This window comes from Petropleomorpha daqingensis (genome assembly GCF_013408985.1).
Taxonomy (GTDB): Bacteria; Actinomycetota; Actinomycetes; order Mycobacteriales; family Geodermatophilaceae; genus Petropleomorpha; species Petropleomorpha daqingensis.
This window is the reverse complement of record NZ_JACBZT010000001.1, coordinates 4326338-4339646: the sequence shown is the minus strand read 5'-3', so window position 1 is coordinate 4339646 and position 13309 is coordinate 4326338. Positions and strand designations below refer to the sequence as shown.

Below are 13309 nucleotides of genomic sequence, written 5' to 3'. Positions count from 1 at the left end.
GACCGCCCGATGACCGCCACCCTCACTACCCCGAAGAAGCCCGTCGACCGACAAGAGCTCTCGACCCGGCTGCTCGGCTCGGCGGCGAAGAAGTCCTACGACCCCGTCGTCGACATCGACTGGAGCGCGCCGATCCCGGACGGGCTCTACGGCCTGTCGCCGGAGTGGTCGACGCTGTACCGCACGCCCCTGTGGGACGCGCTCTCCGAGGAGCAGCGGGTCACGCTGACCATCCACGAGTACTGCTCGATCTCCGGCGTCGGCATCTGGTTCGAGTGCCTGCTCATGCAGCTCGTGCTGCGCGACGTCTACGGCGACGACCCGGCCCAGCCGCACGTGCAGTGGGCGCTCACCGAGATCGCCGACGAGTGCCGGCACTCGGTCATGTTCGCCCGCACCGCGGAGACGTTCGGTGCGCCGTCCTACCAGCCGCCCGCCTCGATCCTGCGGCTCGGGAAGATCTTCGCCGCCAAGGGCGACGGCCCGTCGGCGTACGCGGCGATCCTGGTGGCCGAGGAGATCCTCGACATCTTCCAGCGCGACCTGATGAAGGACGAGCGGGTGCAACCGCTGACCCGCGCGACCAGCCAGATCCACGTGGTCGAGGAGGCGCGGCACATGCGCTTCGCCCGCGAGGAGGTCGCCCGCCGCACGCCGGAGCTGTCGGGCTGGCAGCGGCGCAAGCACCGCACGATCGTCGCCTCGGTGGCCGCGATCGTCGCCGACAACCTGGTCCAGCCGGGCGTCTACGCCTCGGTCGGGCTCGACCCGGCGGAGGCGAAGACGGCGGCGCGGGCCAACGACCACTACGCCGCCAAGCTGCGCGACGCCGCCGCGGGCCTGACCCGGTTCCTGCGCGAGGTCGGCCTGATCGGCGGCCCCTCGGAGCTGCTCTGGCGCCGCGCCAAGCTCCTCTAGCCGCCTCACCGCTGCGCGAGCTGGGTGGCGTAGAGGCAGATCGCGGCGGCGGCGGCGAGGTTGAGGCTCTCCGCCCGGCCGCGCATCGGCACCCGCACCCGCGCGTCGGCCGCCGCGGCCAGGGCCGGCGGCACCCCGCGCGCCTCGTTGCCGAACAGCCACAGCACCGGCCCGGCCAGGACGTCGTCCAGCTCGTCCAGCGACGCCTCTCCCCCGCCGTCGGCGGCCAGCACGGCCACCCCGGCGGCCTGCAGCTTCCCGACCAGCGGCTCCAGCGGCGCCGAGCGGACGACGTCGAGGTGGAACAGGCTGCCGGCCGACGCCCGCACCGCCTTGCCGCCGAAGGGATCCGCCGAGCCGGCGCCGAAGACGACCGCCCCGGCCCCGCAGGCGTCCGCCGTCCGCAGCACCGTGCCGGCGTTGCCCGGGTCGTTGAGCTCGGCCAGCGCCACCGCCAGCCGCGGCGGGGTCGCCAGCACCTGCTCGGCCGGGACGTCGCGCAGCGCGCAGACGGCGACCAGGCCCTGCGGCGACACCGTCTCCGACAGCGAGGCGGCCGCCTTGTCGGTGACCAGCCGGACCGGCAGCGGGCTCGCGGCGAGCAGGTCCGCCGACGCCGCCGCGGCCGCCTCGGTGGCGAAGACCTCGCGCACCGAGGCCGGATCGGCCAGCGCCTCGCGCACCGCCTGGCGGCCCTCCGCGAGGAAGGCGCCGGCGGCGTCGCGGCCGGCGCGGCGGGTCAGCTTGCGGGCGGCCACGATCCGGGCCGAGCGCTCGGTCAGCAGCGAAAGGACCCCGTCCCCCTCACGCCTCGCAAGTTCGGCGCGAGCCTCTGGACGGGGCCGACCGGGTTGCGAGGAGCGAGAGGAAACGGGGTCCTCCGGAATCAGGCGGCGGCGGCGTCGCCGGCCGGCGCGGCCGCGACGGCCGCGCGGGCCGTCTCGACCAGCGCGGCGAAGGCAGCGGGCTCGTTGACCGCGAGCTCGGCGAGCACGCGGCGGTCGAGCTCGATGCCGGCCAGCTTCAGGCCCTGCATGAACCGGTTGTAGGTCATGTTGTTCTGGCGGGCCGCGGCGTTGATCCGGGTGATCCACAGCTTGCGGAAGTCGCCCTTGCGGACCTTGCGGTCGCGGTAGGCGTAGGTGGCCGAGTGGAGCACCTGCTCCTTGGCCTTGCGGTACAGCCGCGAACGCTGACCGCGGTAACCGCTGGCCGCCTCGAGCGTCGTCCGGCGCTTCTTCTGGGCGTTGACCGCCCGCTTCACGCGTGCCACGTGAGCTCCTTACTGATCGTTACGGGAGGGCGGTCAGATGCCCAGCAGCTTCTTGAGCCTCTTGGCGTCGGCGGGCGAGACGACCTGCTCCTGGTCGAGCCGGCGCTTGCGGGTCGAGGACTTGTACTCGAACTTGTGCTGGTTGTTGGCCTGCTCGCGCATGAGCTTGCCCGTGCCCGTGACCTTCACGCGCTTGGCCGTGCCCTTGTGGGTCTTCTGCTTCGGCATGTCCTCGTCGTCCTGTTCGTCGTTCGGTGCCGGATGGCAGCGCTGGGCTGCCGCACGTCACCGCCTCGGTGGTGCGGTCGTCCGGTGGAGGCAGGTCAGGCGCTGGGCGCCTGTTCCTCCGCGGCCGGCTGCTCCTGCGCCGCCGGCTGCTCGGCCGCCGACCGGTCGGCCTTGGCCTGACGGCGCTCGGCCTGCGCGGCGTGCTGGGCCTGCTGGGCCTGCACCTGCGCGTTCCGGTGCGGGGCGATCACCATGACCATGTTCCGGCCGTCCTGCTTGGGGTTGGACTCGACGACGCCCAGTTCGGACACGTCGGCGGCCAGCCGCTGCAGCAGCCGGTACCCCATCTCGGGGCGCGACTGCTCGCGACCGCGGAACATCACGGTGATCTTGACCTTGTCGCCGCTCTTGAGGAAGCGCTCGACGTGGCCCTTCTTGGTCTCGTAGTCGTGCGGGTCGATCTTCAGACGCAGCCGCATCTCCTTGATGACGGTGAGCGCCTGGTTCCGCCGGGCCTCGCGGGCCTTCTGCGCGGACTCGTACTTGAACTTCCCGTAGTCCATGAGCTTGACGACGGGCGGCCGGGCCATGGGCGCGACCTCGACCAGGTCGAGTTCGGAATCCTGGGCCAGGCGCAGCGCCTCGCCGATCGGCACGATGCCGACCTGCTCGCCCTCGGGTCCGACCAGTCGGACCTCGGGGACGCGGATACGGTCGTTGATACGGGGCTCGGTGATGGCCTCTCCTCTGCTGCTGCAAGGTGAGGGGCCGCTGCCCGACCGGCGCCGGAACGACAGAAGGCCCTGCGAGCAGTTCGCTCGCAGGGCCCACTCGCACCGGTGCGGCACGGACCGGGGGTCCGTGCGCGACGCGGCCCCGGCGCTGGGCCGGTACCGCGATCCGGGGACCTGGGCGCCTCGTCGGCGCCAGGTGGGAGCGGGCTCCTCTTGGTACGACCCGGGTGGGTCGCAGGTGGTTCGCGCGCCTCGTGAAGCAGGGAGGCACGCCCATGCTACAGCGCCCTGCACCCGCAGGTCATTCCCACCCCTCCCGGGACAGGCATCGATCAGGTCACCTGATCAACGGCTGTCCTCCCGCGGCAACGCTGGTGCGGGAGGACAGCGTTCGATCAGGTCACCTGATCGAACGCTGAGGCCCCGCCCCTAGTTGTCGTAGAGCAGGGGTGGGCGGGGCGGCTCCGGCGGCCGGTTGGCGGCCAGCAGCGCGCGCAGCCCCTCGGTCGCGGCCACGGCCCGCTCGCCGTCGGCGGACTGGACCGCGAGGACGGCGATCTCCTCCCCGGTGACCAGCAGCAACGTGGCCCACGGGGACTTGCGTTCGAAGCGCACCGAGCGCACCGCCGACCACGGCAGCGCGTGCGACCCGAGGATGTTGCGCACCCGCACCCCGGCGTCGTCGGCGTCCACCCGGGGCCGCGCCAACAGCAGGATGCCCACGGCGAGCAGCACCCCGAGCCCGATCATCGCCACCTGGTCGGAGGTGTGGAACGAGACCACGCCTGTCGAGGACGACTTCAGGAAGATCGCCACGATCACCATCACCGCGAGGACGACGGCCGCCAGCCCGGCGCAGACCAGCCGCATGACGCGCGGGACGGCGGACACGCGGGTCGTGACGGCGGACGGCACGGCCCCATGCTGCCAGCCGCGGCTGTGCGGGCTGGCAGAGTGCCGGGCGTGGACATCACCGGGACCGCGCAGCACGAGGCGTGGCGGGCGCGCGCCCTCCCACCCGTCGAGCGGCTGCGCGAGGACCTCTGGTCGGTCCCGGTGCCGATCCCGCACGGCGGGCTGCGCTACGTCACCGCCTACGTGCTGGCGCTGCCCGGCGGTGGGCTCGGCCTGATCGACACTGGCTGGGACAGCGACGAGGGGTGGACGGCGCTCTCCGACGGCCTCGCCGCGCTCGGCGGCTCGGTGTCCGACGTCCGCGGCGTCCTCGTGACCCACCTGCACTTCGACCACCTCGGCCTGGCCGGCCGGGTCCGCGAGGCCTCCGGTGCGTGGGTGGCCATGCACCCGGCCGACGCCGGGATCGTCGCCTCCCCCGTGCACCGCGACCCGGCCGCCTCGGTCGCCGCCGAGGTCGCGTTCCTGGTCTCGCTCGGCGCCGACCCCGACGAGGCGACCGCCGACGTCGGCCCGCCGGAGCACCACGCGCCCTTCTCGCGGATGGCCCTGGCCGACCGGCTGCTCGAGGACGGCGACGTCGCCGACCTGCCCGGCTGGCGGCTGCGCGCCGTGCACACCCCCGGCCACACCCCGGGCCACCTGTGCTTCGCCGAGGAGCGCACCGGGCTGCTGTTCTCCGGCGACCACGTGCTGCCCCGGATCAGCCCCAACATCTCGACGATGCACAACGGGCTGGCCGATCCGCTGCGCGCCTACCTCGCCTCGCTGGCCGCCGTCGCCGGCCGGGGCGAGCCGACCGAGGTGCTGCCGGCGCACGAGTGGCGCTTCCGGGGCCTGGCCTCGCGCACCGACGAGCTGGCCGCCCACCACGAGCACCGGCTCGCCGAGCTGCTCACCGCGGTGCGGGGGCACCCGGGCAGCACGCCGTGGGAGCTCGCCGCCCACCTCACCTGGTCGCGGCCGTGGGACCAGTACGAGCGGCGGATGCGGATCTTCGCCGTCACCGAGACCGACGCCCACCTGCGGCTGCTGGCCAGCCGGGGGCTCGTGGTCGGCAGCGGGAGCACCGTCCCCACCTGGACCGCCGCCGTCCGGTGAGGGCCCTGGTCGACCGACTGCGCGCGGCGCCGGCCCGGCTCGGCGCCGTCCGGCTGGTCTGCGTCGACGGACCGGCCGGCTCGGGCAAGACGACGTTCGCCGGCCGGCTGGCCGCCGCCCTCGGGCCGGGCGCCGAGCAGGTGCACATGGACGACCTCTACGCCGGCTGGACGCTGACCGGCGCCGCCGCCCGGCTGGCCGCCGGGGTGCTGCGGCCGCTCGCCGACGGCGAGCCCGGCGGGTACCACCGCTACGACTGGGCCGCCCGGCGGTTCGCCGCGCAGCCGACCCCGGTGCCGGTTCCGGAGGTGCTGGTCGTCGAGGGGTGCGGCTCGAGCCCGGCCGCCCTCGACCCGTGGACGACGCTGCGGGTCTGGGTCGAGGCCCCGGCGCAGCTGCGCCTGGCCCGAGGGCTGGCCAGGGACGGCGAGGAGCACGAGGCGGACTGGCGGGCCTGGCAGCGGACCGAGGCCCGCTGGTTCGCCGCCGACCGCACCCGCGAACGGGCGCAGCTGATCGTGGACGGCGCAGCGCAGGAAGCGCGGTAGCGGAACGGCTCCGCCTATCCTGGGCGCACGTCGCCGTCCTCGAGCTCACGGGGCGCGTGCGACGGTGGAACGAGGAGTTCCGTGGACCCGACGGGTTCCGCACTGCCCCTGGCCGACGAGCTGGCCGTCGTCTTCGCCCGGATGTCCGGCCTGCTGCTGTCCCACGAGACGGTGACCACCGCGCTCGGCCTGGTCACGTCCCTCGCGGTCGAGACGGTGCCCGGCTCGGTGGGCGCCGGCGTCACCATCGTCGACGAGCGCGGCCGGCGCAGCTCGGCCGCCACCGATGCGCGGGTCGAGCGCGCCGATGCGCTGCAGTACGAGCGGGACGAGGGTCCCTGCCTGGCCGCGACGGCGCTGCGGCAGGTCGTGCGCGTCGACGACCTGTCCGACGACCCTCGCTGGCCGTTCTGGGCGGCCGAGGCGCGACCGCTGGGGCTGCGCTCGGCACTGAGCGCCCCGATGGTCGCCGGCGACCGGGCGCTGGGCGCGATGAAGGTCTACGCCGACCGGCCGCACGCGTTCGACGCGCACGCCGAGCGGCTGATGGGCCTGTTCTCCGCGCAGGCCGCCGTCCTGGTCGCCAACGTGCAGTCCTACGAGCGCGCGCAGCGGCGCTCCGACGAGCTGCAGCAGGCCGTGCGCGACCGCGACCTGGTGAGCGTGGCGAAGGGCGTGCTCATGGCCCGGCACGGCGTCGACGAGGACGCCGCGTTCGGCATGCTGCTGGCGCGGGACACCCAGGACGCCCTGCCGCTGCGGGAGGTCGCGCGCACCGTCGCGGGCTCCGCCGTCCGCCGGCGGCGGTGATGGCCCCACCGTCCGCCGGGGAGGAGCAGCAGCGCAGCGTGCTGGTCGAGGCCTACCGGCACGCCGACCTGACCCTCGAGCAGCTGTGGTCCCGCTACTTCGCGCTGGGCGGCAACCTCGACCTGCTCGACGTCGAGGCCTTCCTCGCCGGGCTGGTACCGGCGCCGCCGCACGAGTGCGACATCCTGGCGCACACGGTCAACGAGCGGCTCGACGAGCTGCGCTGGCAACGTCGGGTGCCCTACAGCCACCCGATCCGCCAGCGCCGGCCGGCCACCGGCCCGCTCGCCGCCCTCGTGCACCTGCTCGAGGCCTCGCGGACCGCACCGCCGGAGCGACTGGCCGCGCTCGCCGCCGGGGCCGGGCGGTCCATGGACGTCGACGTCGTCGTCCACCTGGTCGACCACGACCAGCGCCAGCTGCGCCGTCTGTCCCCGGCCGGCCGGCCGGAACCGTCCCCCACGGCGATCGAGGGCACGCTGCCCGGCCGGGTGTTCCAGGCCGCGCGGCTGCTCCCGCCGGAGGCCGACCCGCCGCGGCTGTGGCTTCCGCTGCTCGACGGCACCGACCGGCTCGGGGTGCTCGAGGTCGGCGTGCGCAACGCCGGCGACCTCTACGACCCGGCGCTGCGCGAGCAGTGCTCGTGGCTGGCCGCGCTGCTGGGGCACCTGCTCGCCGCGATGGGCCCGTACGGCGACGTGCTGGAGCGGGCGCGCCGCACCGAGCACCGGTCGGCCTCGGCCGAGCTGATCTGGCAGCAGCTGCCGCCGCTGACCGCCTCCACCGGCGCGTTCACGCTGGCCGGGATGCTGGAGCCCTGCTACGAGGTGGGCGGGGACGCCTTCGACTACGCCCTGGCCGAGCACGCCGTCTCGCTGGCGGTGTTCGACGCGATGGGCCACGGGCTGCCCGCCGGGCTGATGGCCGCCGCCGCGCTCGCCGGCTACCGGGCCGCCCGGCGGGCCGGGTGCAGCCTCGAGGACCAGGCGCGCGCGGTGGACGACGTGGTCGCCGCTCACTTCTCCGGCAGCGCGTTCGTCACCGGTGTCCTCGCCGAGCTGGACGTCGCCAGCGGCCGGCTGCGCTACGTCGGCGCGGGGCACCCGCCGCCGCTGGTGCTGCGCGGCGGCAAGGTGGTCCGCGCGCTCGAGGGCGGCCGGCGGACGCCGTTCGGACTGGCCTCGGGGGTGCTCGCGGTCGGTGAGGAGGTGCTGCAGCCGGGTGACTGGCTCGTGCTCTACACCGACGGGGTCACCGAGGCCCGCGACCCGTCCGGCCGGGAGTTCGGCGAGGCCCGCCTGGTGGAGTACCTGCGCCGGGCGGCGGCCGCCGACCAGCCGCCGCCGGAGACGGTGCGCCGGCTGACCCGGGCGGTGCTCGCCCACCAGCGCGGCGTGCTCCAGGACGACGCGAGCATCCTGCTGGCCGCCTGGGGCCGCGACCGCACCGTGTGACACGGCCCCGACACACGGCCGCAACGTGGGGGCCGCACCATGGGGACGTGACCGACGCCCTCCCGGACGCCGAGCCCGAGGGCCCGCTCCCGCTGGCCGGCTACACGGTCGCGGTGACCGCGGCCCGGCGCAAGGAGGAGCTGGGCGCGCTGCTGGACCGCCGCGGCGCCCGCGTCGTGCACGCGCCGGCCATCCGGATCGTGCCCCTGGCCGACGACTCCGAGCTGGTCGCGGCGACCCGCGCGGTGCTGGCGGCCCCCGTCGACCTGGTGGTGGCGACGACGGGCGTCGGGTTCCGCGGCTGGCTGGAGGCGGCCGAGGCTTGGGACCTGCCGCTGGTCGAGCACCTCCGCGCGGCGCGGGTGCTGGCCCGCGGACCCAAGGCGCGCGGCGCGATCCGCGGTGGCGGCCTGGTCGACGCGTGGTCGCCGGAGTCGGAGTCGTCGGCCGAGGTGCTCGAGCACCTGCTCTCCGGGGCGGAGGGCCCGCTGGCCGGACGGAGGATCGCCGTCCAGCTGCACGGCGACCCGCTGCCCGACTTCGTCGAGGGACTGCGCGCCACCGGCGCCGACGTGCTGACCGTTCCGGTCTACCGCTGGGTGCTGCCGGAGGACGTCGTCCCGGTGCAGCGGCTGGTCGCCGCGGTGATCGGCGGCGGGATCGACGCGGTGACGTTCACCAGCGCCCCGGCCGCGGCCTCGCTGCTGCAGGTGGCCGGGGACCTCGGTCGGCGCGACGAGTTCGTGGCCGCGCTGCGCGGGCGGGTGCGGGCGATCGCCGTCGGATCGGTGACCGCCGGCCCGCTGCAGGCCGCCGGGATCCCGACGTGGCAGCCGGAGCGGGCGCGGCTCGGAGCGTTGGCCCGGGAGGTGGTCACCCGGCTGCCCGAGCGCGACCCGGTGCTCGACGTCGCCGGGCACACGCTGCAGGTGCGCGGGTACGCGGCCGTGGTCGACGGCCGGCTTGTCGAGCCCGCACCCGGGTCGCTGGCCGTGCTGCGCGCGCTGACCGAGCGTCCCGGTGCCGTCGTCTCCCGGCCGGACCTGACCGCGGTGCTGCCCGGTGGCGGTGACGTGCACGCGGTCGAGATGGCGGTCACCCGGCTGCGCGCGGCCATCGGTGCGCCGCTGGTGCAGACGGTCGTGAAGCGGGGTTACCGGCTGGCCGTCTGAGCGCGGAACAGGTCGCGGAGCAGCGCGATCTCCGCGCCGTGGTGGGCCAGTTCGTCGAAGGCGTGGACGACGAGGTCGGCCCAGGTGTCCTCGGCGTACGGGCCCCAGGTCGGGCCGAGCGGCTGCCAGAGCCCGTCCTCGCCGAGGGCGACCGTGGCGTCGCGGAAAGCTCCCGCCGCCGTGCGCAGGTCGACCAGTGCCGTGGCGGCGTCACCGTGCCACTGCGCGCCGGTGACCGCGAGCGGGCGCCCCGCCGGCGACCGGCTGAGGTAGGAGGCCAGGCAGTCGCTGCCGAGGTGCCAGATCCGCCACGCGATGGTGGTCACCGGCGCGGGGTCCGGATCGGGATCGGCCCGGTCGGCCGTCCACCCGCCCTCGCCGGGCCGGACCGTCCAGGACGACGGGACCGGCTCCCACAGGTACTCGGCGTCGGTCAGGCCGGCGAGCCGGGCGTCGAGGCGCCCCCACGCGTCGTCCCAGCCACGGAGGAGCACGGGCAGCACCGCTCGGTCGCTCATGCGCGCGCACGCTAGCGGCGGGGTGCGACAACTCCTACACGCGGTGCGCGGCTCCCGGCCGCAGGTACACGGCCCAGGTGACGACGACGCAGACGGCGTAGAAGGCGATGAACGCGAGGTACGCGGCGTCCCCGCTGCCCGTCGTCAGGAACGACTGCCGGAACGCGAGGTTGACCAGCACCCCGCCGAAGGCGCCGACCGCCCCGGCGATGCCGATGAGCGCGCCCGACATCCGCAGCGCCCGCTTCTCCGCGGCGGCGGCGTCCCCACCCTCGGCCACCTGCCGCAGCGCCTGGGAGCGGAAGATCGCGGGGATCATCTTGTAGGTCGAGCCGTTGCCGAGGCCGCTGAGCACGAACAGCAGCACGAAGCCGAAGACGAACAGCGCCAGCGAGCCGATCTGCGACGCCCAGAACACCACCGCCGCGCCGGCCGCCATCGCCAGGAAGTTCCAGAACGTGATGCGCGCGCCGCCGAAGCGGTCGGCCAGCGAGCCGCCGAGCGGGCGGATCAGCGAGCCGAGCAGCGGGCCGAGCCAGGTCAGCGACGCCGCGGCCAGCGGGGTGGCGAACTCGGCGGCGAACTGGTTCTGCAGCACCTGGCCGAAGGCGAAGCCGAAGCCGATGAACGAGCCGAAGGTGCCGATGTAGAGCAGCGACATGACCCAGGTGTGCGGCTCACGGGTGGCCGCGCGCATCGCCCGGGGCTGGTTGCGCGCCGTCGCGAGGTTGTCCATCAGCAGCGCCGCGCCGACGGCGGCGACGACGATCAGCGGCAGGTAGATCCACAGGATCAGCCGCGGGTGCCCGACGCCGGCGGTGGCCAGCACGAGCAGGCCGACCAGCTGGATCACCGGGACGCCGAGGTTGCCGCCGCCGGCGTTGAGGCCGAGCGCCCAGCCCTTGAGCCGGTCCGGGTAGAAGGCGTTGATGTTGGCCATCGAGCTGGCGAAGTTGCCGCCGCCGACCCCGGCCAGGCAGGAGACGAGCAGCAGGGTGCCGTAGTCGACGCCGGGCTCCAGCACGATCGCGGTGGCCACGGTGGGCACGAGCAGCAGCGCGGCGCTGACGATCGTCCAGTTGCGGCCGCCGAACTTCGCCACGGCGAAGGTGTAGGGCAGCCGGAGGGCCGCCCCGAGCGCCGTCGGCAGCGTCGTCAGCAGGAACTTGCCCGCCGGGTCGATGCCGTAGACGTCCTCGGGCAGGAAGAGCACCAGCACCGACCACAGGCTCCAGATCGAGAAACCGATGTGCTCGGAGAAGACCGAGAAGAACAGGTTGCGGCGGGCGACGCGCTGGCCGGCGCGTTCCCAGAAGGCGGGGTCCTCGGGGCGCCAGTCGTCGATCCAGTGCGATCGGGACGGCGCGGCGAGGACATCGGCGGACGGCGACGTGCGGGTCGGAGCGGCCATGCGCCGAACGATGTCGGGCGCCGGTTCCCTCGCCGTTGCCGCGCGGGAGAACCTGTGTTCCCTTTCGCTCACCGCGCCTGCCCCGGTGTGGTGAGGGCAGCCGCCGCCGGCGTGCGCGGGCCGCCCGGCGCCGGGGAAGATCATCGGCGTGACCACCGCGGACGAGCAGGCGCCGGGGCGCGCCCTCCTCCAGGCGGGCAGCCCCGTGGCCGGGTCGATGACCGGTGCCGCGGCGAACCTGGTCTTCGAGGCCGGCTCGGGCGCGGTGCAGCTCGACGCGCGGCTGGCCGCCTGCCTGCGCGCGGGCGCCGAGGAGGCCGCGGCGGTGGCGGTCCCCCGCGAGCGGGTGCGGGCCGGCGCCGTCCTGGCCTTCGCCGTCGAGCACTCGGTGACCCTGGCCCGCTCCGACCGCACGCTGCGCAACGACTCCTTCTTCGCCGGCCGCGCCGGCGCCAGGGCCGCCGCGGGCGAGATCGTCGAGGCCGTCGTCGGGGCCGCACGCCGGTCGGCCGACGAGCGGCGGGTGCGGCACCTGGGCTACCTGCTGGCCGAGGTCGCGTTCTCCGCCGACCTCGACGCGGAGCTCGTCGTCCGCGCCCTGCGGATCGCCGAGCAGCTTGGCTGGCGGCAGCTCGCGCTGCTGGCCGGCGTCGGCCGCCGCGACCGCGTGCCGCTGCCCATGGCCCCTCTGGAGGACGACCCGCGCGCCTGGACGGCGTGGGGTGCCCGCGAGGACCTCGCCGACCTGCAGCGCGCCGGGCTGCTCGACCCGCCGCCGGCCGCGCCGCGTCCCGGCGGTGCGCCGCTCCCCCGGCTGCGGATGGCCGACCTGCGGCTGACCCGCCGCGGCGTGCTGGTGCACCGGCTCCTGGCGCTGGACTTCGTCCGCGACGACGCGATCGCCGCGGCCCTCGCCGACCTGGGTCTGCCGCGCTCCTAGGCCGAGCGGGCGTAGGCGCCGGGCGTCGTCGCGAGCATCCGGCGGAAGTGCCGGGTCAGGTGGGACTGGTCGGTGAACCCGACCGCGACCGCCACCTCGGCGGCGGGCAACCCCTCGAGCAGCAGCCGCCTGGCCCGGTCGATCCGCCGGCCGGTGAGGTAGCGGTGCGGCGGGATGCCGAACCGCCGGGCGAAGGCGCGGACCAGGTGGGTCGGGTGCCGGCCGAGCAGGGCCGCGGCGTCGTCCAGGGACAGCCCCTCGACGACGTGCGCATCGAGGAGGTCGCGCAGCCGGTCGGCGACGGCGTCGTCCCGGACGTCGGGCGCCGGCCGGACGTCGCGGTCGAGGTGCTGGCCGAGCCGCTCGACGACCAGCGCCAGCCGGCTCTGCGCCTCGAGGCGGTCACCGTGCAGCGCCCCGTGCAGCGCCGAGATCCGCTCGCGCAGGACGACGTCGCCGAACGCGGGCCGGTCGACGGCCCGGCCGACCCGATCCTCCCCCAGCGTGGCCGGCTCGAGGTAGAGCACCCGCTTGCGGAAGCCGCCGGGGAACTGCGAGCGGCCGTCGTGCGGCACCCCCGGCGGCAGCAGCGTCACCTCGGCCCCGGTGGCGCCGTGCGCGTGCCGGTCGAGGTCGTAGCTGACCGCGCCGTCGTCGACGAGCAGCAGCGTCCACGCCTCGTGGGTGTGCGCCGGGTAGACGTGGTCGGTGAACCGGGCGTGCAGCACCTCGGTCAGCCCGGGCACGTCCGGGCGCCACGCCGTGACGACCTCGTCGACCACGTCAGGAACGTACAAGACGGCGACGCCCCGCCCGGCCGACGCTGAACGGCATGGAGACCGAGCCGGGCCCGCCCTGGAGCACCAAGATCGCCGTCGTCCTGCGCGAGGGGCTGCTGCCGTGGCAGGAGCTCAACGTCACCGCGTTCCTGGCCGGCGCGATCGCCGGCGCGGTGCCCGAGCTGATGGGCAAGCCGTACGTCGACGGCGACGGGACGGCGTACCTGGCGATGTTCCGCCAGCCGGTGCTCGTGCTCACCGGCGACGGCGCGGTGCTGCAGCAGGCGCGCGCGAAGGCCCTGCAGCGGGGGCTGCCGCTGGCCCTGTTCACCGCGGACCTGTTCGCCACCGGCGGCGACGACGAGAACCGCGCCGCCGTCGCCTCCGTGACCGGGCCCGACCTCGACCTCGTGGGCATCGCGCTCCACGGGCCGAAGAACGCCGTCGACAAGGTGGTCAAGGGCGCCCGGATGCACCCGTGACCCGCGGTTTCGCGCGCTTAACCGCG

The 13309-nt window shown here is 75.3% G+C and carries 16 protein-coding genes; 8 read left to right on the top strand and 8 right to left on the bottom strand.

The window, feature by feature from the left end; all coding sequences use genetic code 11:
- Positions 1-9 precede the first annotated feature (9 nt).
- Positions 10-918 carry an AurF N-oxygenase family protein gene (locus tag GGQ55_RS21470; RefSeq protein ID WP_179720239.1) on the top strand — a complete coding sequence of 303 codons (909 nt, stop codon included), beginning with the start codon at positions 10-12 and terminating at the stop codon, positions 916-918.
- Positions 919-923: 5 nt separating this feature from the next.
- Here the strand turns inward: GGQ55_RS21470 and GGQ55_RS21465 are convergent, their stop codons facing one another.
- The 5 genes from GGQ55_RS21465 to GGQ55_RS21445 all read right to left on the bottom strand — a co-directional run bounded on the left by GGQ55_RS21465 (position 924) and on the right by GGQ55_RS21445 (position 4068).
- Positions 924-1676: a TrmH family RNA methyltransferase gene (locus GGQ55_RS21465; protein ID WP_366489931.1), complete on the bottom strand. Its 753-nt coding sequence runs from the start codon at positions 1674-1676 to the stop codon at positions 924-926.
- Positions 1677-1804: 128 nt separating this feature from the next.
- Positions 1805-2191, bottom strand: a complete 387-nt coding sequence (gene rplT / locus GGQ55_RS21460; protein WP_179720237.1) for a 50S ribosomal protein L20 — start codon at positions 2189-2191, stop codon at positions 1805-1807.
- Between the two features lie 33 nt (positions 2192-2224).
- Positions 2225-2419 (bottom strand): 50S ribosomal protein L35, encoded by a 195-nt coding sequence (gene rpmI / locus GGQ55_RS21455; RefSeq protein WP_179720235.1) that lies wholly within the window; start codon positions 2417-2419, stop codon positions 2225-2227.
- A 95-nt stretch (positions 2420-2514) separates the two neighbouring features.
- Positions 2515-3141 carry a translation initiation factor IF-3 gene (infC, locus tag GGQ55_RS21450; RefSeq protein WP_366490359.1) on the bottom strand — a complete coding sequence of 209 codons (627 nt, stop codon included), beginning with the start codon at positions 3139-3141 and terminating at the stop codon, positions 2515-2517.
- 441 nt (positions 3142-3582) lie between these two features.
- Positions 3583-4068, bottom strand: a complete 486-nt coding sequence (locus GGQ55_RS21445; RefSeq protein ID WP_366489928.1) for a PH domain-containing protein — start codon at positions 4066-4068, stop codon at positions 3583-3585.
- Between the two features lie 48 nt (positions 4069-4116).
- On the opposite strand from GGQ55_RS21445, the gene GGQ55_RS21440 reads away from it, so the two are divergent.
- The 5 genes from GGQ55_RS21440 (at position 4117) to GGQ55_RS21420 (ending at position 9153) form a co-directional block, all read left to right on the top strand.
- Entirely contained in the window at positions 4117-5169 is a 1053-nt protein-coding gene (locus GGQ55_RS21440) for an MBL fold metallo-hydrolase (protein ID WP_218859371.1), read from the top strand.
- Positions 5166-5717, top strand: a complete 552-nt coding sequence (locus GGQ55_RS21435; RefSeq protein ID WP_366489926.1) for a uridine kinase family protein — start codon at positions 5166-5168, stop codon at positions 5715-5717. The genes GGQ55_RS21440 and GGQ55_RS21435 overlap by 4 nt, the downstream gene beginning before the upstream one ends.
- Before the next feature lie 81 nt (positions 5718-5798).
- Positions 5799-6527, top strand: a complete 729-nt coding sequence (locus GGQ55_RS21430; protein ID WP_179720231.1) for a GAF domain-containing protein — start codon at positions 5799-5801, stop codon at positions 6525-6527.
- A complete protein-coding gene (locus GGQ55_RS21425) occupies positions 6527-7981 on the top strand; it encodes a PP2C family protein-serine/threonine phosphatase (RefSeq protein ID WP_179720229.1) in 1455 nt (484 codons plus the stop codon). The genes GGQ55_RS21430 and GGQ55_RS21425 overlap by 1 nt, the downstream gene beginning before the upstream one ends.
- Positions 7982-8028: 47 nt before the next feature.
- Positions 8029-9153 (top strand): uroporphyrinogen-III synthase, encoded by a 1125-nt coding sequence (locus GGQ55_RS21420; RefSeq protein ID WP_179720227.1) that lies wholly within the window; start codon positions 8029-8031, stop codon positions 9151-9153.
- On the opposite strand, the gene GGQ55_RS21415 is transcribed toward GGQ55_RS21420, so the two are convergent.
- Entirely contained in the window at positions 9135-9671 is a 537-nt protein-coding gene (locus GGQ55_RS21415) for a DinB family protein (protein ID WP_179720225.1), read from the bottom strand. The genes GGQ55_RS21420 and GGQ55_RS21415 overlap by 19 nt on opposite strands.
- A 34-nt stretch (positions 9672-9705) precedes the next feature.
- The gene (locus tag GGQ55_RS21410; RefSeq protein ID WP_179720223.1) at positions 9706-11082 is read right to left on the bottom strand and encodes an MFS transporter; all 1377 of its coding nucleotides are present in this window, start codon (positions 11080-11082) and stop codon (positions 9706-9708) included.
- 148 nt (positions 11083-11230) lie between these two features.
- On the opposite strand from GGQ55_RS21410, the gene GGQ55_RS21405 reads away from it, so the two are divergent.
- Positions 11231-12022: a hypothetical protein gene (locus GGQ55_RS21405; RefSeq protein ID WP_179720221.1), complete on the top strand. Its 792-nt coding sequence runs from the start codon at positions 11231-11233 to the stop codon at positions 12020-12022.
- Here GGQ55_RS21405 and GGQ55_RS21400 read toward each other — a convergent pair.
- Complete coding sequence (locus GGQ55_RS21400; protein WP_366489922.1) at positions 12019-12804, bottom strand: helix-turn-helix transcriptional regulator; 786 nt, start codon at positions 12802-12804, stop codon at positions 12019-12021. The genes GGQ55_RS21405 and GGQ55_RS21400 overlap by 4 nt on opposite strands.
- A 50-nt stretch (positions 12805-12854) precedes the next feature.
- Here GGQ55_RS21400 and GGQ55_RS21395 point away from each other — a divergent pair, with 50 nt between their 5' ends.
- Positions 12855-13283: a DUF2000 domain-containing protein gene (locus GGQ55_RS21395; RefSeq protein ID WP_179720217.1), complete on the top strand. Its 429-nt coding sequence runs from the start codon at positions 12855-12857 to the stop codon at positions 13281-13283.
- The last annotated feature ends 26 nt before the right edge of the window (positions 13284-13309 follow it).

What these genes read in the sequence shown, in the direction of transcription:
- GGQ55_RS21410 (WP_179720223.1), bottom strand. Translation starts at nt 11,082, where the DNA reads ATGGCCGCTCCGACCCGCACGTCGCCGTCCGCCGATGTCCTCGCCGCG.
- GGQ55_RS21425 (WP_179720229.1), top strand. Translation starts at nt 6,527, where the DNA reads ATGGCCCCACCGTCCGCCGGGGAGGAGCAGCAGCGCAGCGTGCTGGTC.
- GGQ55_RS21415 (WP_179720225.1), bottom strand. Translation starts at nt 9,671, where the DNA reads ATGAGCGACCGAGCGGTGCTGCCCGTGCTCCTCCGTGGCTGGGACGAC.
- GGQ55_RS21470 (WP_179720239.1), top strand. Translation starts at nt 10, where the DNA reads ATGACCGCCACCCTCACTACCCCGAAGAAGCCCGTCGACCGACAAGAG.
- rpmI (WP_179720235.1), bottom strand. Translation starts at nt 2,419, where the DNA reads ATGCCGAAGCAGAAGACCCACAAGGGCACGGCCAAGCGCGTGAAGGTC.
- GGQ55_RS21395 (WP_179720217.1), top strand. Translation starts at nt 12,855, where the DNA reads ATGGAGACCGAGCCGGGCCCGCCCTGGAGCACCAAGATCGCCGTCGTC.